Annotated in this window: 23 protein-coding genes; 5 read left to right on the top strand and 18 right to left on the bottom strand. The window is 61.4% G+C overall.

Features of this window, described 5'->3' with window-relative positions:
- Window positions 1–689 precede the first annotated feature (689 nt).
- From AU074_RS20125 to AU074_RS20100, 6 genes are all read right to left on the bottom strand, one after another.
- On the bottom strand, window positions 690–1,301 hold the full coding sequence (locus AU074_RS20125) for a LysE family transporter (RefSeq protein ID WP_076016208.1): 612 nt from the start codon (window positions 1,299–1,301) through the stop codon (window positions 690–692).
- Window positions 1,302–1,471: 170 nt separating this feature from the next.
- A complete protein-coding gene (locus AU074_RS20120; protein WP_076016207.1) occupies window positions 1,472–2,263 on the bottom strand; it encodes an AraC family transcriptional regulator in 792 nt (263 codons plus the stop codon).
- A 51-nt stretch (window positions 2,264–2,314) separates the two neighbouring features.
- Window positions 2,315–2,995: an arsenical resistance protein ArsH gene (gene arsH, locus AU074_RS20115; protein ID WP_076016206.1), complete on the bottom strand. Its 681-nt coding sequence runs from the start codon at window positions 2,993–2,995 to the stop codon at window positions 2,315–2,317.
- Between the two features lie 12 nt (window positions 2,996–3,007).
- A complete protein-coding gene (locus tag AU074_RS20110) occupies window positions 3,008–3,478 on the bottom strand; it encodes an arsenate reductase ArsC (RefSeq protein WP_076016205.1) in 471 nt (156 codons plus the stop codon).
- A gap of 13 nt (window positions 3,479–3,491) precedes the next feature.
- Complete coding sequence (locus AU074_RS20105; RefSeq protein ID WP_076016204.1) at window positions 3,492–4,775, bottom strand: arsenic transporter; 1,284 nt, start codon at window positions 4,773–4,775, stop codon at window positions 3,492–3,494.
- Window positions 4,776–4,793: 18 nt separating this feature from the next.
- A complete protein-coding gene (locus AU074_RS20100) occupies window positions 4,794–5,150 on the bottom strand; it encodes a metalloregulator ArsR/SmtB family transcription factor (protein WP_063030473.1) in 357 nt (118 codons plus the stop codon).
- Between the two features lie 177 nt (window positions 5,151–5,327).
- Between AU074_RS20100 and AU074_RS20095 the strand changes: the two genes are divergently transcribed.
- The 3 genes from AU074_RS20095 (at window position 5,328) to AU074_RS20085 (ending at window position 6,619) form a co-directional block, all read left to right on the top strand.
- On the top strand, window positions 5,328–5,543 hold the full coding sequence (locus tag AU074_RS20095; RefSeq protein ID WP_003212603.1) for a hypothetical protein: 216 nt from the start codon (window positions 5,328–5,330) through the stop codon (window positions 5,541–5,543).
- A 72-nt stretch (window positions 5,544–5,615) separates the two neighbouring features.
- Window positions 5,616–6,311 (top strand): AzlC family ABC transporter permease, encoded by a 696-nt coding sequence (locus AU074_RS20090; protein ID WP_076016203.1) that lies wholly within the window; start codon window positions 5,616–5,618, stop codon window positions 6,309–6,311.
- Window positions 6,308–6,619 (top strand): AzlD domain-containing protein, encoded by a 312-nt coding sequence (locus AU074_RS20085; RefSeq protein WP_063030469.1) that lies wholly within the window; start codon window positions 6,308–6,310, stop codon window positions 6,617–6,619. Before AU074_RS20090 ends, AU074_RS20085 begins: the two co-directional genes overlap by 4 nt.
- 244 nt (window positions 6,620–6,863) lie before the next feature.
- Here the strand turns inward: AU074_RS20085 and AU074_RS20080 are convergent, their stop codons facing one another.
- Window positions 6,864–7,079, bottom strand: a complete 216-nt coding sequence (locus AU074_RS20080) for a hypothetical protein (RefSeq protein ID WP_076016202.1) — start codon at window positions 7,077–7,079, stop codon at window positions 6,864–6,866.
- A 79-nt stretch (window positions 7,080–7,158) separates the two neighbouring features.
- A complete protein-coding gene (locus AU074_RS20075; RefSeq protein WP_076016201.1) occupies window positions 7,159–7,428 on the bottom strand; it encodes a hypothetical protein in 270 nt (89 codons plus the stop codon).
- Window positions 7,429–7,537: 109 nt separating this feature from the next.
- Between AU074_RS20075 and AU074_RS20070 the strand changes: the two genes are divergently transcribed.
- On the top strand, window positions 7,538–7,891 hold the full coding sequence (locus AU074_RS20070) for a hypothetical protein (protein ID WP_003212599.1): 354 nt from the start codon (window positions 7,538–7,540) through the stop codon (window positions 7,889–7,891).
- Between the two features lie 141 nt (window positions 7,892–8,032).
- Here the strand turns inward: AU074_RS20070 and AU074_RS20065 are convergent, their stop codons facing one another.
- The 7 genes from AU074_RS20065 to AU074_RS20035 form a co-directional block, all read right to left on the bottom strand.
- The gene (locus tag AU074_RS20065) at window positions 8,033–8,737 is read right to left on the bottom strand and encodes a YoaK family protein (protein ID WP_076016200.1); all 705 of its coding nucleotides are present in this window, start codon (window positions 8,735–8,737) and stop codon (window positions 8,033–8,035) included.
- Window positions 8,738–8,814: 77 nt separating this feature from the next.
- Window positions 8,815–9,843: a DNA topoisomerase IB gene (locus AU074_RS20060; RefSeq protein WP_076016199.1), complete on the bottom strand. Its 1,029-nt coding sequence runs from the start codon at window positions 9,841–9,843 to the stop codon at window positions 8,815–8,817.
- A 63-nt stretch (window positions 9,844–9,906) separates the two neighbouring features.
- Window positions 9,907–10,986, bottom strand: coding sequence for a molybdenum ABC transporter ATP-binding protein (gene modC / locus AU074_RS20055; RefSeq protein ID WP_076016210.1), 1,080 nt, complete (start codon window positions 10,984–10,986; stop codon window positions 9,907–9,909).
- Between the two features lie 5 nt (window positions 10,987–10,991).
- Complete coding sequence (gene modB, locus AU074_RS20050) at window positions 10,992–11,672, bottom strand: molybdate ABC transporter permease subunit (RefSeq protein WP_076016198.1); 681 nt, start codon at window positions 11,670–11,672, stop codon at window positions 10,992–10,994.
- The gene (gene modA, locus AU074_RS20045; RefSeq protein WP_076016197.1) at window positions 11,673–12,440 is read right to left on the bottom strand and encodes a molybdate ABC transporter substrate-binding protein; all 768 of its coding nucleotides are present in this window, start codon (window positions 12,438–12,440) and stop codon (window positions 11,673–11,675) included.
- Window positions 12,441–12,568: 128 nt separating this feature from the next.
- Window positions 12,569–13,633 (bottom strand): nitronate monooxygenase family protein, encoded by a 1,065-nt coding sequence (locus tag AU074_RS20040; protein WP_076016196.1) that lies wholly within the window; start codon window positions 13,631–13,633, stop codon window positions 12,569–12,571.
- Between the two features lie 110 nt (window positions 13,634–13,743).
- A complete protein-coding gene (locus AU074_RS20035; protein WP_076016195.1) occupies window positions 13,744–14,622 on the bottom strand; it encodes an alpha/beta fold hydrolase in 879 nt (292 codons plus the stop codon).
- A gap of 176 nt (window positions 14,623–14,798) precedes the next feature.
- On the opposite strand from AU074_RS20035, the gene AU074_RS20030 reads away from it, so the two are divergent.
- Complete coding sequence (locus AU074_RS20030; protein ID WP_076016194.1) at window positions 14,799–15,383, top strand: ABATE domain-containing protein; 585 nt, start codon at window positions 14,799–14,801, stop codon at window positions 15,381–15,383.
- Between the two features lie 6 nt (window positions 15,384–15,389).
- On the opposite strand, the gene ada is transcribed toward AU074_RS20030, so the two are convergent.
- From ada to AU074_RS20015, 3 genes are all read right to left on the bottom strand, one after another.
- Window positions 15,390–16,454 (bottom strand): bifunctional DNA-binding transcriptional regulator/O6-methylguanine-DNA methyltransferase Ada, encoded by a 1,065-nt coding sequence (ada, locus tag AU074_RS20025; RefSeq protein WP_076016193.1) that lies wholly within the window; start codon window positions 16,452–16,454, stop codon window positions 15,390–15,392.
- A gap of 76 nt (window positions 16,455–16,530) precedes the next feature.
- Window positions 16,531–17,211: a DNA oxidative demethylase AlkB gene (gene alkB, locus AU074_RS20020; RefSeq protein WP_076016192.1), complete on the bottom strand. Its 681-nt coding sequence runs from the start codon at window positions 17,209–17,211 to the stop codon at window positions 16,531–16,533.
- Window positions 17,201–17,917: a 2OG-Fe(II) oxygenase gene (locus AU074_RS20015; protein WP_076016191.1), complete on the bottom strand. Its 717-nt coding sequence runs from the start codon at window positions 17,915–17,917 to the stop codon at window positions 17,201–17,203. Before AU074_RS20015 ends, alkB begins: the two co-directional genes overlap by 11 nt.
- Window positions 17,918–17,948: the final 31 nt, after the last annotated feature.

The following is a 17,948-nucleotide window of genomic DNA, read 5'->3' as shown; positions in this document are numbered from 1 at the left end:
AGCGCAAAAGTAAGCAAAACGCTCTTGCCCCACCACTCGGCACCTCGCTTGGGCTCGGTGTGCCCTCACTCCGGCTTTGGAGCGTGGGCCGCCGCGATGGGCCATCCTTGGCCCAGCGCGGCTAACCCGGCGTCCTGCCGGGTTACCCACGCTCCAAAGCCTGCGTTCGGCCAGCGTGGTTTAACGGGGCGCCTAAGATCAAGATCAAAAGCAGATCAAGGGCACAGCGGCCTACAGGCCGGCTTGAATGTGGTGAAGCAACAGCAACAGCAACAGCAAAATCAGAATCTAAAGCGGGCACGGTCCAAATGTGGGAGCGGGCTTGCTCGCGAAGGTCGTTAACGATGACGCTGGCATCCTGATTCAACGCGGCGTTCTCAGGTTTTTCGCGAGCAAGCTCGCTCCTACAGGAAAGCAGCTCTGCTTTCGCTCTTAACACTCAAGCCGGCCTGCAGGCCGCTGTGCTCTGCTTTTGATCTGCTTTTGATTTTGATCTGCGGGCCCCGTCAACCACGATGGCCGGAGTGCGGGCATGCCGAGCCTAGGCGAGGCACCGAGTGGTGGGGCAAAGACCTTTTGGTTACTTTTGGCTGGGCCGGCATTCCGGGCGTTTGCCAAAAGTGACCCGCTGTAAGAGCGGAACCATAGGCGGCCGTTACCTAAATAACGGATATGTACCCAATCACCCCTCAAACCGCCCGCAACGCCAAAATCGCCAAATACAGCAGCACCACACCGCAAGCACCATAGCTAACCCTTTGCCACGTAGGCGAAGCATTCCGCCGCAGCAGGTTGACCAACGCTGCAATCAAAAAGCACGAAAGCACCGAAGCCAACATGAATCCCGCAAAAAACATCAACGTCTGCCCATGGCTCGGCGTCGCCCCAACTATCCCCGACAGCGCGCTGCCCAAGGCCCCCCAATAGACAATGTTCTTCGGGTTGGCCAGAGAAATCGCCGCCCCCACCATCAGCGCATTCTGCCCGGACCTGGCCGGCGCACTTTCGGCTGCCGGCAGGCGCCAGGCATCCATCAGGCTGCGCACCCCGAGCCACGCCAGATACAACCCGCACACCGCCGTCAGCGGTACCCGCACCGACTCATGCTGGATCAACAACGCCATGCCCGTCAGCCCAACCACCGCCCACACAGCATCACCCACCAGCGAGCCAATCTGCACCAACAATGCAGGCGTAAACCCGTGCAACAACCCACGGCGCAGGGTTTCCGCCAGCACCGCCCCCGGCGACAGGCAAAACACAAACCCAAACACCAGCGCCGAAAAAAAGATCGTCAACATGCGCAATACCCATGTAGGAGCGAGCTTGCTCGCGAAGAAATCACAGACACCGCAGAGCACCAGGCTTCCCACGTCATCGTTAACGACTTTCGCAAGCAAGCCAGCTCCTACAGTGAATGCCGGCATTTTAGGGAAGGGTGCGGAAGTCGTCTTGAACCAGATTGCGCTTTTCAGCCCTTGAGCACGCGTTGATAGCGCCCCGGCGTAATGCCGTAGGCCGCACGAAAATGCCGGTTCAGATGGCTCTGGTCAGCAAATCCCAGGGCGTGGGCCACCTGCGATGCAGCAATGCCTGAGCGCAACAGCCCCTTGGCGCGCCGGGTGCGCAGTTGCATCGCCCACTGGCGCGGACTCAGCCCGGTTTCTTTCTGAAAAGCCCGCAGCAGATGGAATTTCGACAGGCCCAACTCGTCACCAAGGGTATCGAGTGCCACGGCCTGATGCAGGTTTTCAGCCAGCAATTCCTGGGCCTTGATCACCATCCTGCGACCCACTGACGTGCTGCCAGGCAACCGCACGCCGCTGCAACTGACCACCTCGCCAAGCAGCACCACCAAGGCGTCCTCACTTAGCTCTCTGGTCAGCGGATCGGCACTCAACGAATCCTCAATCGCACCGGCGAGTTTCATCGCCAGTTCTGGCTGGAAGCACAGCGAACGGTCAAACTCCAGATGCCCCAGGCCCAGGTCAGCCGCCAATTGGTCAGCAGACGCATACAGGCTGACAAACCGCCACGGCTGCCCCTCGGCCGCGCCGCCGCCCTGAATCTGCCCGGGGTTGTACAAGGTGATGCTGCCGGGGCCGGCCTCGAACGTGCGGCGGTCCAGCCACACCTGTTCCTCGCCGAGCAGGTTGACGCCGATCACGCATTCATCATGGCTGTGGCGGGCAAACGTCAGGCCGGTGCACGAGGTGCTGCTGACTTCGTAGTTGCCCAGCCAGGCGTGCTGCATGGAACTCATTGAGGTGGCTCGCAGGGACGTTTGCCCGCGAGCATACGCCGGAAAAGGCCTTCAGATCGACCGTTGATTGACCCGTTTCGACAGCGCCTCGCTACTCTCCTTGCGCTCCGAATAACGGTCCACCAGGTCCGGGCGATCACGCAGCAGCAGGGTGAACTTCACCAGCTCTTCCATCACATCTACCACGCGGTCGTAGAGTGCCGACGGCTTCATGCGGTCCTGATCGTCGAACTCCATAAAAGCCTTGGGCACCGACGATTGATTGGGGATGGTGAACATGCGCATCCAGCGCCCCAGCACCCGCAGTTGGTTCACGGTGTTGAAGGACTGCGAGCCGCCGCAGACCTGCATCACTGCCAGGGTTTTGCCCTGGGTTGGGCGCACTGCGCCGAGTGCCAGTGGCACCCAGTCGAGTTGCGCCTTGAACACCGCCGACATCGAGCCGTGACGCTCCGGCGAACACCAGACCTGGCCTTCAGACCACTGCATCAGTTCCAGCAGTTCCTGGACCTTGGGGTGGTCGTTGGGAGCGTCGTCCGGCAGCGGCAAACCCGATGGATTGAAGATGCGCGTCTCGGCGCCAAAGTACCGCAACAGTCGCGCCGCTTCTTCCACCAGCAGGCGGCTGAACGAGCGCGGGCGAGTGGAACCATAGAGCAGCAGGATGCGTGGCGGTCGTTCAAATTGTTGAGGCGTGGACAGGTTTTGATGCAGGTTGGGCAGGGTGCTCATCAGGCTCTCCGGTTACAGCGCGGCGATGCGATCAAGCTCGGCCTTGAGTTCGACGGGGTTCAGGCTGGCGAACGGGATCGCGAAAAAAGCCCGGCAGCGCCGTTCAATGATTTCCAGGGTGGCGCGGAACGCGGCGTCGACCTGGGCTTCATCGCCTTGAACATCAGACGGGTCTTCCAACCCCCAATGCGCCTTGATGGCCGGGCCGAAATACACTGGGCAGGCTTCCCCGGCGGCCTTGTCGCACACGGTGATGACGAAGTCCGGCGGGCTGCCTTCAAAGGCATCGTTGCCCTTGCTGTACAAACCTTCGGTGCTGATACCAGCGGCCTTCAGCGTGGTCAGGCTGCGCGGCAGCACCTGGCCCTTGGGGAAACTCCCGGAGCTGATGGCTTGGAAACCGTCCGGCGCCAGATGGTTGAACAAGGCTTCCGAGAGAATGCTTCGGCAGCTGTTGGCGGTGCACATGAACAGGACTTTCATCAAACGGACTCCGTCAGAAACTCAGGCGCAGGGCGAGGGCGGCGAGGGTGATCAACAGCACCGGCAAGGTCAGCACAATGCCGACCTTGAAGTAGTAACCCCAAGTGATGGTGATGCCTTTGCGCGCCAGGATATGTAGCCAAAGCAGGGTGGCCAGGCTACCGATGGGGGTGATTTTCGGGCCGAGGTCGCTGCCGATCACGTTGGCGTAGATCATCGCGTCCTTGACCACGCCCACGGCATGGCTGGCCTCGATGGAGAGCGCGCCGATCAGCACGGTTGGCAGGTTGTTCATCGCTGAAGACAGCAGCGCGGTGAGCACGCCGGTGCCCAATGCCGCGCCCCATACGCCGTAGCCGGCGAAGGTGTCGAGCCAAGTCGCGAGGTAGTCGGTCAGCCCGGCGTTACGCAGGCCGTAGACCACCAGGTACATGCCCAGGGAGAAAATCACGATCTGCCAGGGCGCTTCCTTCAGCACCTTGCGAGTGGAGATTTTGTGGCCCTTGGCGGCGATTACCAGCAGTAGGGTGGCGCAGGCGGCGGAAATCGCACTGATGGGAATGCCCAGCGGTTCCAGGGCAAAACAGCCCACCAGCAGAATGCCCAGCACCCACCAACCGGCGCGGAAGGTGGCGCGGTCGTGGATCGCGCTGGCGGGATCGTCGAGGTCGGCCGGGTCGTAGGTTTGCGGAATGTCACGGCGGAAAAACCATAGCAATACGGCGAGGGTCGCGGCGACGCTTACCAGGTTCACCGGCACCATCACGGCAGCGTATTCGTTGAAGCCGATCTTGAAGTAGTCGGCCGAAACGATGTTCACCAGGTTGGAGACCACCAGCGGCAGGCTCGCGGTGTCGGCGATAAACCCGGCGCCCATGACGAACGCCAGGGTCGCCGCCGGAGAGAAGCGCAGCGCCAACAGCATCGACATCACGATGGGCGTGAGGATCAGTGCCGCGCCGTCGTTGGCGAACAAGGCCGACACCAGCGCACCCAGCAGTACCATATACGCGAACAACCGCCGACCGCGTCCACGGCCCCAGCGCGCTACATGCAAGGCAGCCCAGGCAAAAAAGCCCGCTTCATCCAGCAACAGGCTGATGACGATCAGTGCGACGAACGTCCCGGTGGCGTTCCAGATGATGTGCCACACCACGGGGATGTCCGCCAGGCTGATAACGCCAAGGGCCAGGGCCAGGATCGCGCCCATTGTGGCGCTCCAGCCTACGCCCAGGCCCTTGGGCTGCCAGATGACCAGGATGATGGTGAACAGGAAGATAGCAACGGCTACAAGCATGAAAAGCTCTCCGCAGGATCAGCAGCAGGCGCTGGCCCGTTGTGGTCGGTCGCCCATGGTGTCCAGACGCTGGGCGTCTGTGTTTAACCAGGCTTGGTTGGCTTGCAGAGTGGTGTCGAGCACCGCCGTTACCCATGCCGGCAAGGCCGGGTTGAGGCGGTAATAAATCCACTGGCCCTGGCGACGGTCCAGCAGCAACCCGCAACTGCGCAGTTGCGCCAGGTGGCGGGAGATTTTCGGCTGGCTGTCGTCCAGAGCATGGATCAACTCGCACACGCAAAGTTCGCCTTCACGCAGGATCAGTAACGTCAGCCGTGCGCGAGTGGCGTCGGCCAGGCATTTGAAGACGTTGGGTGGGGAGAAAAGATCTGACATGGTCAGCGGCCTGATACATATGGAAATACGAATATACGTATTTCCATATGTATCGGTCAAATCCTGTTTCGATTGACCTGCGTCAACGGCCTGGCAATCGACGACAAGTGGTTGAAATTAAACTGAAACACAAATGTCCTAAAGTGCCTGCCCATTGGTGATGAAGGAAGAAAACGTGTGACCCGTGCCACTCGCAACCTGCGCAAGACCCTCGATTCCGTCGCGGACAATAACGAAACCGCGGCCTTTGACCTGATGCGCGCCGTCGAAAAGCTCAGCGATGAAGTGCTGCGCCAGCGCCTGCTCAATACCATCCACCGGCTCAACCAGGACGCCCACGAACTGCGCGAAGCCCGGGACGCGGTGGAGCGGGTGTCGGTCAAACTGGCTTGAGCACGATCGTTCAAGACAATCCCTGATACCGCTGGCATGCTTGTCGACTGACTGTCGATGAGCCTGTTGTGTATGCCTAACGCTCTGCCTCTGAACGCCTTTTCCCGTGGCGCGATTGCGATCATTCCATTGTCCCTGGCCTGCGCGCCCTGGGGGCTGCTGGCCGGTTCCACTGCAATCGATGCCCAATTCACGCCGCTGGAAGCCCAAGGGCTATCGACTATCGTGTTTGCCGGTGCTGCACAGCTGGTGGCCATCGGCATGGTCAAGAGCGGTGCCAGTCTGATTTCGATCCTGCTGACCACCTTGCTGCTGACCTCCCAGCATTTGCTCTACGGCATGCACATGCGTCCCACGCTGTCGCCGCTCAAACCACGGTGGCGCATGAGCCTGGGCTTTTTGCTGACCGACGAGTTCTTCGCCCTGGTCAGCCAATATGACCGCCAGACCTTCAACCGCTGGTACGCCCTGGGTGTCGGCCTGACGTTCTATATCATTTGGAATCTGTTCACTTTCGCCGGCATCGTGCTCGGCAAAAGCATTCCCGGGCTCGACCAGTTGGGCCTGGAATTCTCGATTGCCGCGACCTTTATCGCCCTGATCACCCCCGTAGTGCGCGACGTGCCAACCATCGTCTGTGTCGCCGTGTCGTTGCTGTGCTCGGTGTGGCTGAGCTACCTGCATTGGGAATCGGCGGTGGTGGTCTCCGGTGTATTGGGGATGAGCGCGGGGTTTGCCTGCAAGCGCCTGGGAGTAGGGCAGCGATGATCTTCGTGATGATTTTTGGCATGGGTTTGATCGTGTTTCTCAACCGCTACCTGTTCATCGAGCCGCGCCTGCCGGTGCGCCTCAATCGCGGGGCGCGGGAGTTTCTCGGGTTTGCCGTACCGGGGATGCTCACCGCCATCTGTGGGCCGATCATTTTTCTGGCCGACCACAAACTCAACCTGAGCGTGAGCAACCCTTACCTGCTGGCCGGGGTGTGCGCCGTGGCGTTGATGTTCTGGACCCGCAGCGTGCTGATCACCGTGTTGCTGAGCATGGCGCTGTTCTATCTGTTCCGCTGGCTGCTCTGAACAGCAAACTCCTGCTACGGGGGGGCGCAAAACCAAGGCAAAAAAAAGCCCGCGGGAGGGCGGGCTAGAAGGGAGACTTCTTAAAAATGAGCCTGCCGACTATAGGCGGCCAAGTCTCCCTTCACAGTGAAACAAAGTTCACTCTCCGGACAGTTTGGCGACAGCTTTCCCTCCCCGGATGGGGAAACAGGGGGCGGTTCGTCGTGTGTTCAGGAGCGCAGCCCGAGCGGGCTGCGATTTTGCATCAGCTTTTTGCGTTGAGTTTGCGCAGTTCGTCGTAAGTCGCCGATTGCACAAACCAGAAGCCGGAAATGATGCACCAAATCAATGTGCCGCCAATCAGGGCGCCAAGGCCTGCCAGAAAGCTCTGGCTGAACATCACGACCAGACCTGTAAGCCACAGGAAAGCCAGCGCGATGTAGAGAACGGTGTTGTTGACGCCGATGACGAAATCTTTCATGAGGCTTCCTTTCTAGGTAGTGTCCCGTGGGCCTCATCAGTGAGGCCCAACGGTGCAATCATAATGCCATGACTGCCTTTCACGCCACCTCGGGTGCAGGTCCTGCAGGTTTCTGCTTGTTGGCCTTCGCCTCCGCCGCCAGGCATTCCAGGGCAAATTGCTCGGTGTAGGTCATCTGGATCGGGGTGCTTTCGCCTTTGACGGTGCGCTCGCCGTCCAGGATGTAGCGGATGCGCTTGTCGGTCACGCCGATGCGTTTGGCGATCCACGAAGGCGTTTGGCCGATGCGGCTGATCAGCTTGTCGGCGTAGTCGGTGGAGGGGTTGTAGCGCTCGGCGTTCGGTGTCATGGGGGTTCCGGGTAAAAGCGGGTTCGTAAGTAGGCGGCAGGGTGACGCAATTATCATTCGGTGTCGCCTGCTAATGGTACAGTCGCGTTTTTTCCAAGGAAGCTTCGGTATGCGGATGGTGGTAATTGGCGCTTTGGTACTGGCATCGCTGGCCGGTTGCGCGGGCTCGAAGATGAAAGAGGCGCGTACCGGTACGCCCTATAAAACCCTGGCCTCGGACAAGGCCCCGCTGGTGGTTGCCCAATGTATCCAGTTCGGTTGGCAGGACGAAGCGGTGTTCGGCGTGGATGCCGGTGGCTTCATGGAACCTGCGCAGGCCGGTGGCTTCACCATCTACACCACGGCAGGCGATTACTTTGTCGACGTGCGCAGCGCGGGCGCGGGTGCCAGCGTGAATTATTACGCGGCCCAGGATGACTATCCGGCCAAGCGACGCCTCGCCGCACTGGCGACTTGTCTGTAATCCGTTGCGTTAGAAAAGTTCAGAAATGCCCTGCGGACAGCCTCGCGGGCATTGTTTTAGTATTTTCCTGCTCGCCCGGCGTGACGGCTCTTTACCGGTACAGGGACGTCGAGGCCGGAACGTCGGGCGGGCAACTCTGTTCTAGCGTGGCATATACCCCAGGTGCCAGCGCCGGGGAATCTTCAGCGACACCAGCCCCAACAGCGCCGACAGCAACCCGCTGACCAACAGCGCACGAATCCCCATCTGGTGTTCCAGCAATGCACCGATCACCGCACCGGCAAACATCCCGACCCAGGGGATCAGTTGCACGCGCCAGCCATTGCGGCGTTCACCCAGCATCCAGCGGCCCAGCCCGCGACCAAATCGCGACAGCGCCCCCGTGACATAAGTAAGCCCCACCGGTAATCCGTTCACCTCTTCGACGGCAGCATTCAGCATGCCCATGGCGATGATCGCCGCCAGTAATGACGGCAGTTGCTCGTCGAACGGCCAGGCCGCGGCACCGCACAGCAGCGTGGCGATGCACAGCAACAAAGGCAGCGCATGGCGCCGGCTGATACGGCTGACCATCACGCCCAGCGCGTTACCGGCGATGAACGTTGCCACCAGCAACGTCAGGCGCGCGGTGAGGCCCAGGTCGCCTTCGCTGATCGCCACGGCGAGGCGCGTGGTGTTGCCGCTCATGAACGAGACAAAATCGCCGCTGGCCATGAAGCCGATGGCGTCGGTCATCCCCGCCAGCACGGAAAGGCTGGCCACCAGCATCAGCCCGACACGCCCGCGCCATTTATGGCGATGCAGCAAGGCGGCGTTGGTGTAGGGCTTCAAGGATGAAGGCAGCATGGGGCCGGGTTCCTCGGTGAGATTATCCGGCCACTACCGTAGGACGCTTTGCGTTCGGCTGCAATGACTTGGGGCACTCACAGGCGTTCTGCCAGTTGCTCCAGAAACATCGCCAGCCCCACTTCCTCGGCTTTCAGGCCTTTGCGCACCCGGGGCTTGGGCAGCTTTGCCAGCTCGCCCAGGCTGAAATGCTCCAGCACGGCCGGGTGGATATAGCACTTGCGGCACACCGCCGGGGTGTTACCCAGTTGCTTGGCGACGTTCTTGACCATCTCCACCACATGCTTCTTGGCGTCGGATTCCGGCTGCCATTCAAGCTCGCGCAATACCGCCAACGCCAGGGCCGTGCCGGCCCAGGTGCGGTAATCCTTGGCGGTAAAATCCGCGCCGGTGAGGCTGTGCAGGTAGGCATTCACGTCGGTGGAACTGACCGTATGGCGCTCGCCGTTCTCGTCCAGGTACTGGAACAGGTTCTGCCCCGGCAATTCCAGGCAACGTTTGATCACCGTGGCCAGGCGCCGGTCCTTGACGGTGATCTGGTGCTCGATGCCGCTCTTGCCGCGAAACTGGAACAGGATCTCGCTGCCCTTGATGTCTACATGGCGGGTGCGCAGGGTGGTCAGGCCGTAGGAGCGATTGTCCCGAGCGTACTGAGTGTTGCCGACGCGGATCAGCGTAGCGTCGAGCAGCATCACCACCGTGGCCAGGACCTTCTCCCGATTGAACCCAGGTGCCGCGATCTGCGCTTCCAACTGCTTGCGCAATTTGGGCAACGCGCTGCCGAATTGTTGCAGCCGGGAATACTTGTCGGTGTCACGCACCTCACGCCAGCGTTGGTGATAACGGTACTGCTTGCGCCCCCGGGCATCACGGCCGGTGGCTTGCAGATGGCCGCGCGGGTCGGCGCAGATCCACACATCGGTATACGCCGGCGGCACTGCGAGGGCGTTGATGCGCTTGATTTCGTCGGCATCGGTTATGCGTGTGCCGTCGGCCTTGAAGTACTGGAATTTGCCCCGCAGCTTTTTGCGGGAGATCCCGGGCTGGGTATCGTCGACGTAATGCAGGTCGCGGGGCAGGTCTGCAAGCAACGCAGGATCGGGCATGGCGCAAATTCCTTGGCAGGTATTTCTGATTGACCGCAGGGTTCTGCGGTCGTGCCAATGGATTCAGGCCAGTACCGCCACCGCCTTGATTTGCGCCCACAACGTCTGGCCGGGATGCAGTTGCAACTGGTCCCGTGAGTAACGGGTGATGCGCGCCAGCAGCGGCGTGCCGGCCGCATCCAGGCTCACCAGCACATGGGCTGCGTTGTCCGCGGGAATCTCCTGGGTCACCGTCACCGGCAGGCGATTGAGGATGCTGCTGTGTTCCTCGGCCTGCAGGCTGAGGCTGACGTCTCGCGCCTGGATCTTGAAACGCAACGGTTTGCCCAACGCCAGCGGTGCATGGGCCACGCGCATCTGCAATTGGCTCGCGGGCAGTTGCAGGGTCAGCAACTGGTAGTGGGCGTCGTAGGCGCAAACCGTTCCGTTGATCACCACGCCGGCGTCGTCGCCCAAGGCCATGGGCAGGTCCAGCCGGGCCAGGGTTTCGCCGATGGGGCCGCTGGCCAGGGCCTTGCCGTCGCTGAGCAATACGATGTGATCAGCCAGGCGCGCCACTTCGTCCTGGGCATGGCTGACGTACAGCACGGGGATCTCCAACTCGTCATGCAGGCGTTCGAGGTACGGCAGGATTTCGCTTTTGCGTTTGTTGTCCAGCGCCGCCAGCGGTTCGTCCATCAGCAACAGGCTCGGGCTGGTGAGCAGGGCACGGGCGATGCCGACGCGCTGGCGTTCACCGCCGGAAAGGTGCTGCGGATTGCGGTCCAGCAAGTGGCCGATGCCCAGCAGCTCGGTGGCCTGGTCCAGCTCCACGCGGCGCTGTTGGCGCGGGATGCGCTTGAGGCCGAATTCCAGGTTGGCCAGCACCGACAAATGCGGGAACAGGCTGGCTTCTTGAAACACGTAGCCCAGGGCCCGCTTGTAGGGTGGCACGAACAGCCCTTTGCGGCTGTCTTGCCAGACTTCGTCGTTGATCTGCACGAAGCCCTCTTCGGCCCGTTCCAGCCCGGCGATGCAGCGCAGGCAGGTGGTCTTGCCGGAGCCGGAATGACCGTACAGCGCCGTCACTCCGCGACCGGGCAGTTGCAGGTTAACGTCCAGGGCAAACCCGGAATACTTCAGTTGCAGGCGCACCTCGATCATCGACATCAGCTCCAGCCCGCTTTGGTTTTACGGCTGGAGTAGAGCGCCAGCAATACCAGGAAAGAAAACACCACCATCGAGCCGGCCAGCCAGTGGGCCTGGGCGTATTCCATGGCTTCGACGTGATCGTAGATCTGCACCGAGACCACCCGGGTCTTGTCTGGAATATTGCCGCCGATCATCAGCACCACGCCGAACTCGCCGACGGTGTGGGCAAAACCGAGAATCGATGCCGTGATAAACCCCGGGCGCGCCAGGGGCAGGATCACCGTGAAAAATGTATCCCAGGGATTGGCCCGCAACGTAGCGGCCACTTCCAGCGGTCGAGTGCCGATGGCGGAGAAGGCGTTTTGCAACGGCTGCACCACAAACGGCATGGAATAGATCACCGAACCAATCACCAGCCCGGCGAAGCTGAAGGTCAGTGTGCCCAGGCCCAGCCATTGGGTGAACTGGCCGAAGTAGCCATTGGGGCCCATGGTCAACAGCAGGTAGAAGCCGATCACCGTGGGTGGTAACACCAACGGCAAGGCCACCACCGCACCGATGGGGCCGCGCCACCACGAACGGGTGCGCGACAGCCACAGGGCGATCGGAGTGCCGATGATCAGCAGGATCACCGTGGTCAGAGACGCCAGCTTCACGGTCAACCAGATCGCGGAAAAATCGGCACTCGACAGCGGCATTTACAGTTCGTACCCGTAGGACTTGATCACCGCGGCGGCTTTCGGACCTTTGAGGTATTCAACCAGGGCCTTGGCGGCGGCGCTGTCCTTGCCCTTGTTGAGGATTACCGCGTCTTGCTTGATCGGGTCATGCATCGACGACGGCACGATCCAGGCCGAACCGCTGGTGACCTTGCCGTCCTTGTAGATCTGCGACAGCGCTACAAAGCCCAGCTCAGCGTTGCCGGTGGACACGAACTGATAGGCCTGGGTGATGTTCTGGCCTTCTACGATCTTGTCCTTGACCTTCTCGGCCAGGCCTTCCTTCGCCAGCACTTGGGTGGCAGCCAGGCCATAAGGCGCGGCTTTCGGGTTGGCGATGGACAGGTGCTTGAATTCATTTTTCTTCAACACTTCGCCCTTGGCATCCACGTAGCCTTCCTTGGCGGACCACAGCGCCAGGGTGCCTACCGCGTAGGTGAAGCGCGAGCCCTTGACGGTGTCGCCTTCGGCTTCGAGTTTCTGCGGGGTGGTGTCGTCGGCGCTGAGGAACACTTCAAACGGCGCGCCGTTCTTGATCTGGGTGTAGAACTGGCCGGTGGCGCCGTAGGCGGCGACCAGCTTGTGGCCGGTGTCTTTTTCAAAGTCAGCGGCAATCGCCTGGATGGGTGCGGTGAAGTTGGCCGCCACCGCCACCTGGACTTCATCGGCGTACGCCGAGGAGAAGGCAAACGCGGCGATCAGGGTGGCGAGGGCCGTGGGGGCCAGGCGTGAGGCGCGAATCATCATCAAGAAGCTCCTTGGGGGATTACCGACTTTGCGGCTTGTTATAGGCAGAAGGGCGTACCGCTATGTATGGGAATATATAGCGGTTGGCCACTGCCGGTACAGTGCAAAGTTGTCCCGGGAGTTCAGGTTCAGCGTCGGCCGAGTTTTTCCAGGGTCTGCGCGGCCAGCTCCAGCGTCAGGTCATAGGTGGAGATGTCCTTGCCAAGGCGCAGCGCCTGGCCCGACCACAAGTTACTGAAGCCGGCTTCATCCTTGGCTTTCAGTGGCATCAATGCACCGCCAGACAACGGAAACGCAGGCGCTGTCGGGTTGATCGCGCCCAGTTCCCGCATCACTCGGTTGATGATGCCGCGCGCCGGGCGCCCGGTGAACAGGTTGGTCAGCGCGGTTTCACTGGCCTGGGCATTGCGCAAGGCGTGGTGGTGTGACTTCGACACGGTGGCCTCGGGGGTAAACAGGTACGCCGTGCCGATCTGCACCGCCGACGCGCCGAGGGCGAAGGCCGCGACGATGCCCCGCGCATCCCCGATGCCGCCGGCTGCGATCACCGGCACCTTTACGGCGTCGACGATCTGCGGCACCAGCGCCATGGTGCCAATTTGGCTATTCAAATCGTCGCTGAGGAACATCCCGCGATGGCCGCCGGCTTCCGAACCCATGGCGATGATTGCGTCGCAGCCGTGCTGTTCCAGCCAGATGGCCTCTTCCACGGTGGTGGCCGACGACAGTATTTTCGCCCCGGTGGCCTTGACCCGGTCCAGCAGGGATTTTTCCGGCAGGCCGAAGTGAAAACTCACGACTTCCGGACGGAATTCTTCCACCACTTTGCAGGCGGCGTCGTTGAACGGTGCACGGTTGGAGACGGGCGTCGGTGCATCAAAGTCGGCGCCCAGTTCGTGGTAGTAGGTTTCCAGCAGGTTCTTCCACTGAAGGTCGCGATCAGCGTCTGGCGCCGGCGGCTGATGGCAGAAGAAATTCACGTTCAGCGGCCGCGAGCTGGCCTGGCGAATGGTGGTGAGTGCTTCGCGTAACTGCTCGATGCTCAGGGTTGCCGCCGGCATCGAACCGAGGGCGCCGGCCTGGTTGGCGGCAATCACCATGGCGGTACTCGTGGCATTCGCCATGGGCGCCTGGATGATCGGCAACTCAATGCCCAGCAGGTCAAGAATTCGGGTGTCTGGCCAGGTGCTCATGGGACGCTTCTCCAACGGTGGGATGCTGTGCCGTCGTTTTAGCAGGGCCATGCAGCACCAGGCCAGTCTGTTTTATTCACTGGACGAATCCAGTGTTTCATGGGCGGGCATCAGTCGATGGCGTGGCCCAGTACTGCATGAATCCGCTGGGCAATATGTGCGGCGTGGGTTTCCAGGGCGAAGTGGCCGGTGTCGAGCAATTCCACCACGGCGTTGGCGTTATCGCCTTTATAGGCATGGGCGCCCGGCGGGATGAAGAACGGATCGTTCTGGCCCCAGATCACCAGCGCCGGCACTTGCGTGGCCTTGAAAAACGCCTGGAACGCCGGGTACAGCGTCAGGTTGTTGCGGTAGTCGAGGAACAGGTCCAACTGGATTTCGTCATTGCCGGGACGCTGCATCAGGAGCACGTCGAGCATGTAGGACTCAGGCGCAACCAGTTCGGGCTGCAGGACGCCGTGCAGGTACTGATAGCGCGTGCCTTCCAGGCTGATGACCGCGTTGCGAATCACCTCGCGATTGGCTTGGCTCGGTTCGGCCCAATAGGCCCGGATCGGATCCCAGGCGTCACCCAAACCTTCCAGGTAGGCATTGCCGTTTTGCGATATCAGCGCGCTGACCCGTTCCGGGTGTGCCACCGCCAGGCGCAGGCCCACCGGCGCGCCGTAGTCGAACACATAGAGGGCATAGCGGCTGAGCTGCAGGGCGTCGGCGAAATGGCCGACGGTAATCGCCAGGTTGTCGAAGCTGTAGTGGTAATGGCGTTCGGCAGGCACTTCGGTGAAGCCGAAGCCCGGCAGGTCGGGGGCGATGACCCGGTAGCGGGTGGCGAGCAATGGGATCAAATCGCGGTACATATGGGACGAGCTGGGAAACCCGTGCAGCAGCAACAGCACGGGCGCAGACGGGTCGCCAGCTTCGCGGTAGAACACGCGCACGCCATCGGCATCGAGGTGCTGGTAGCGAACAACCGGGGCTGAAATCGACATGATCGGAATCCTCTTTGTAACTGGATAAAATAGTTATTTGGGTTACTGGTTTCGCAGGCTGCGCTTGAAAAAGTAACCTGTCAAATTAATTTAATAGGTTACTTTGCAGTAAGTTTAGTAACTATCCAAAAGCGTTATCAGCGGTTACGATGTCGCGGACTTGAAGAGGATTCGCCATGACCGTCATCACACCATCCCCGCTGGAGCCCTACGTTTTGGCCGATCATCCGGTGTTGGACATGCTCAATACCCGGGCGAATGTCGACGGTGTGCCGTTTGAATTCTGGCAAGGCGATACCGATGTCGAGCGCTGGCTGGTGCGACTGGGCTGGTGCGAGGAGGGCGCGGTGCCGGTATTCGAGGAGGGCGCTTTGCTGGGCGCGGCGCAGGGACTGCGGGAAGTGATCCGGCTGTTGCTGGAACAGCGCAAGGCTGGGCAGCAGGGTGATCCTGCTGCGCTGAATGCATTTTTGCGCAAGGCGGTCAGCCATCCGCAACTGGCTTGGCCGGCGCCGGGCGAGGTGCGCCTGGAGCGCCAGCGCAAACAGCAAACCGCCGAGCAATTCCTGGCGCCGATTGCCGAAGCGGCGGCGATGTTGCTGGTGGAAGGGGATTTCGGGCTGATCCGCACCTGCGAGCATCCCGAGTGCGTGCTGTGGTTCTACGACCGGACCAAGGGCCACAAGCGCCGCTGGTGCAGCATGGCGCTGTGTGGCAATCGGCATAAGGTGGCCGAGTTTCGCAAGCGCAAGCTCTTGTAGCGTTCTTCAGGATTCTGCCGGGCTTTCGCGCTCGAGCAACTGCCGTTTGCGCTCAACGCCCCAGCGATAACCCGAAAGGTCGCCATTGCTGCGCACCACCCGATGACAAGGAATCGCCACGGCCAGGTTGTTGGCACCACACGCCTGGGCCACGGCGCGATAGGCAGTCGGTGCGCCGATGCGCTGGGCAATCTCGGCGTAGCTGGCAGTGCAACCCACCGGGATTTCCCGCAAGGCCTGCCACACCCGCTCCTGAAACGCAGTGCCACGCAGATCCAGGGGCAAGTTCAGGCCCAGGGCCGGCGCCTCGATGAAGCCCACCACTTGGGCGATCAGTTGTTCGAAGTCGTGATCGGCGCCCAGCAGATTGGCGCGGGGAAACTGGTCCTGCAGGTCACGCACCAGTTTGTCCGGGTCATCCCCCAGCAGAATCGCGCACACACCGCGATTGCTTTGCGCCACCAGAATTGCGCCCAACGAGCATTGGCCGACGGCAAACCGAATATCCGTGTTGGTGCCGCCTGCTTTGTAGTCGCCAGGCTTCATGCCGAGCAACTGGTCAGCGGCCTCATAAAAACGGCTGTTGGAATTGAAGCCGGCGTCGTACAGCGCATCGGTCACCGAATGCTGGTCCTTGAGCCCGTCGCGTACTTTGCGCGAGCGATGGGCGCTGGCGTAGCGCTTGGGTGTGAGGCCGGTCACCGCCTTGAACACCCGATGGAAATGAAACGGACTCAAGCCGGCGAGGGTGGCCAGGTCTTCAAGGGCTGGCAGGGTTTCGGCCTGTTCGATGTGTCGGCAGGCGGCTGCCACCAGTTGCGCGTGTCGTGCGGCCACCTGGGTCTGGTCTCCCGAATAGCGCTTGTTGGGCCGGTAGCCCGCGGCTTCGGCCTGTTGCGGGGTGTCGAAGAACTCGACATTCTGCGGGAGCGGCCGGCGCGCGGAGCTGCTGGGGCGGCAGTAAACGCCGGTGGTTTTCACGCCATAGACGAAGGTCAAGTCGGCCTTGGCGTCGCGGGCGACGATGGCGGCCCAGCGTGGGTCTTGTTCGATGGCGTGGCGCGCGGTCATGGCGGTGGCTCCTGGTTGAAGAATGCCAGGTTAGTCCCCTGAGGCATTCGCAACACTCCGATGCTTGCGGTCAAATTCATCCGGCCGTGCGAAATGTCATGTTGATGCGCTGCGGGCCCATGACCGGATGTGTGCCTGGCTTGATCGGCATCACGCCGTGAAAGCGCAGGCGATCGACGCCGCCCCATACCACCACATCACCATGGAAAAGCGAGACTTTTTGTGGCTTGTCGCTGCGCTCATGGCCGCCGAACAGAAAAATCGCCGGCAAACCCAGTGACACGGACACCACTGGAGCGGCATAGCGGCGCTCGTTCTTGTCCTGATGCAGGGACATTTTCGCGCCCGGCACATAGCGGTTGATCAGGCAGGCATCCGGTTCGAAATCCTCGAAACCCGCGTCTGCCGCCGCCATGAGCGCCAATTGGCGTAGCGCCTCGGGCATGGCTGGCCAGGGTTGCTGGTTGTTGGGGTCAATCGCAGAGTAGCGATAGCCGGTGGGATCGGTCGTCCAACCCAGTTCACCGCAACTGCTCAAGGCGGCCGACATGGTAAAGCCGCCCGGCGTGACCATTTGCCGGAACGGCGATTGAGCCAGTACGCGCCGCAGTTCCGGCAGCAAACGTTCGACCCAGGGCAGGGCGTAGCCTCTGAGAACGTAGGATTGTTCACCGATTTGTTCGCGTCCCGGGGGCTGTTGCAAGGCCTCGTCGGCAAACAAATCGGCAGTTGCTCCGGGATCGGTCTTACTGCGCATCGTGAAAAATCACTCCCAAGGTATGCCGCGTACCACTGTGCAGAACACTGACCCCATGGCGCAAGGTCACTCGATGAAACCCTCTCACGCTGGGCATGGGTCGCTGGTTGACCGCGAAGATCACGGCGTCGCCCCTGTTCAGCGGTACGACCTGGGCCCGGGATTGCATGCGTGGGCGCTGTTCGGTCAGCACCAGTTCGCCGCCACGAAAGTCCTCTCCCGGCTGCGACAGCAGGATGGCAACTTGTAAGGGAAATACATGTTCGCCGTACAGATCCTGGTGCAGGCAGTTGTAGTCGCCGGGGCCGTATTGCAGCAATAACGGGGTAGGGCGCTGTTGTCCCGCAGCGTGGCAACGGGCAATGAAGTCAGCATGGTGTGCCGGGTAGGTGATCGGCAGGTTCATCTGTTCGTTCCAGCGATTGGCCTGGGGGACCAGGTACTGATACAGCTGCTCGCGCAACTCGCTGACCCGGGTGGGCAGCGGATAGCGGAAATACTTGTACTCGCCCCGACCGAAGCCGTGCCTGGCCATCAGCACATGGGAGCGAAACCGTTCGTGCTGCGGGTAGTGGCCACTGAGCTCCGCACATGCCTGCTGGCCCAGCAAGGCCGGAATCAGTGCGTTGCCCTGTTGATCGAGGTCGCGCTCAATCGCGCGCCAGTCCAGCTTGGCCAGGCGCTCTTGCAGTGAGGTAGATGGCATTGACGAGTTCCTGTGGCAGCGGATAAAGGCT

It is taken from the genome of Pseudomonas sp. ATCC PTA-122608 (assembly GCF_001952855.1).
Classification (GTDB): Bacteria; Pseudomonadota; Gammaproteobacteria; order Pseudomonadales; family Pseudomonadaceae; genus Aquipseudomonas.
This window is presented reverse-complemented; position numbering and strand designations above follow the sequence as displayed.

Excerpts from the sequence above, each read along its gene's own strand:
- AU074_RS20125 (WP_076016208.1), bottom strand. The coding sequence starts at position 1,301 with ATGTTGACGATCTTTTTTTCGGCGCTGGTGTTTGGGTTTGTGTTTTGC.
- AU074_RS20120 (WP_076016207.1), bottom strand. The coding sequence starts at position 2,263 with ATGAGTTCCATGCAGCACGCCTGGCTGGGCAACTACGAAGTCAGCAGC.
- arsH (WP_076016206.1), bottom strand. The coding sequence starts at position 2,995 with ATGAGCACCCTGCCCAACCTGCATCAAAACCTGTCCACGCCTCAACAA.
- AU074_RS20110 (WP_076016205.1), bottom strand. The coding sequence starts at position 3,478 with ATGAAAGTCCTGTTCATGTGCACCGCCAACAGCTGCCGAAGCATTCTC.
- AU074_RS20105 (WP_076016204.1), bottom strand. The coding sequence starts at position 4,775 with ATGCTTGTAGCCGTTGCTATCTTCCTGTTCACCATCATCCTGGTCATC.
- AU074_RS20100 (WP_063030473.1), bottom strand. The coding sequence starts at position 5,150 with ATGTCAGATCTTTTCTCCCCACCCAACGTCTTCAAATGCCTGGCCGAC.
- AU074_RS20090 (WP_076016203.1), top strand. The coding sequence starts at position 5,616 with ATGCCTAACGCTCTGCCTCTGAACGCCTTTTCCCGTGGCGCGATTGCG.
- AU074_RS20085 (WP_063030469.1), top strand. The coding sequence starts at position 6,308 with ATGATCTTCGTGATGATTTTTGGCATGGGTTTGATCGTGTTTCTCAAC.
- AU074_RS20080 (WP_076016202.1), bottom strand. The coding sequence starts at position 7,079 with ATGAAAGATTTCGTCATCGGCGTCAACAACACCGTTCTCTACATCGCG.
- AU074_RS20075 (WP_076016201.1), bottom strand. The coding sequence starts at position 7,428 with ATGACACCGAACGCCGAGCGCTACAACCCCTCCACCGACTACGCCGAC.
- AU074_RS20070 (WP_003212599.1), top strand. The coding sequence starts at position 7,538 with ATGCGGATGGTGGTAATTGGCGCTTTGGTACTGGCATCGCTGGCCGGT.
- AU074_RS20065 (WP_076016200.1), bottom strand. The coding sequence starts at position 8,737 with ATGCTGCCTTCATCCTTGAAGCCCTACACCAACGCCGCCTTGCTGCAT.
- AU074_RS20060 (WP_076016199.1), bottom strand. The coding sequence starts at position 9,843 with ATGCCCGATCCTGCGTTGCTTGCAGACCTGCCCCGCGACCTGCATTAC.
- modC (WP_076016210.1), bottom strand. The coding sequence starts at position 10,986 with ATGATCGAGGTGCGCCTGCAACTGAAGTATTCCGGGTTTGCCCTGGAC.
- modB (WP_076016198.1), bottom strand. The coding sequence starts at position 11,672 with ATGCCGCTGTCGAGTGCCGATTTTTCCGCGATCTGGTTGACCGTGAAG.
- modA (WP_076016197.1), bottom strand. The coding sequence starts at position 12,440 with ATGATGATTCGCGCCTCACGCCTGGCCCCCACGGCCCTCGCCACCCTG.
- AU074_RS20040 (WP_076016196.1), bottom strand. The coding sequence starts at position 13,633 with ATGAGCACCTGGCCAGACACCCGAATTCTTGACCTGCTGGGCATTGAG.
- AU074_RS20035 (WP_076016195.1), bottom strand. The coding sequence starts at position 14,622 with ATGTCGATTTCAGCCCCGGTTGTTCGCTACCAGCACCTCGATGCCGAT.
- AU074_RS20030 (WP_076016194.1), top strand. The coding sequence starts at position 14,799 with ATGACCGTCATCACACCATCCCCGCTGGAGCCCTACGTTTTGGCCGAT.
- ada (WP_076016193.1), bottom strand. The coding sequence starts at position 16,454 with ATGACCGCGCGCCACGCCATCGAACAAGACCCACGCTGGGCCGCCATC.
- alkB (WP_076016192.1), bottom strand. The coding sequence starts at position 17,211 with ATGCGCAGTAAGACCGATCCCGGAGCAACTGCCGATTTGTTTGCCGAC.
- AU074_RS20015 (WP_076016191.1), bottom strand. The coding sequence starts at position 17,917 with ATGCCATCTACCTCACTGCAAGAGCGCCTGGCCAAGCTGGACTGGCGC.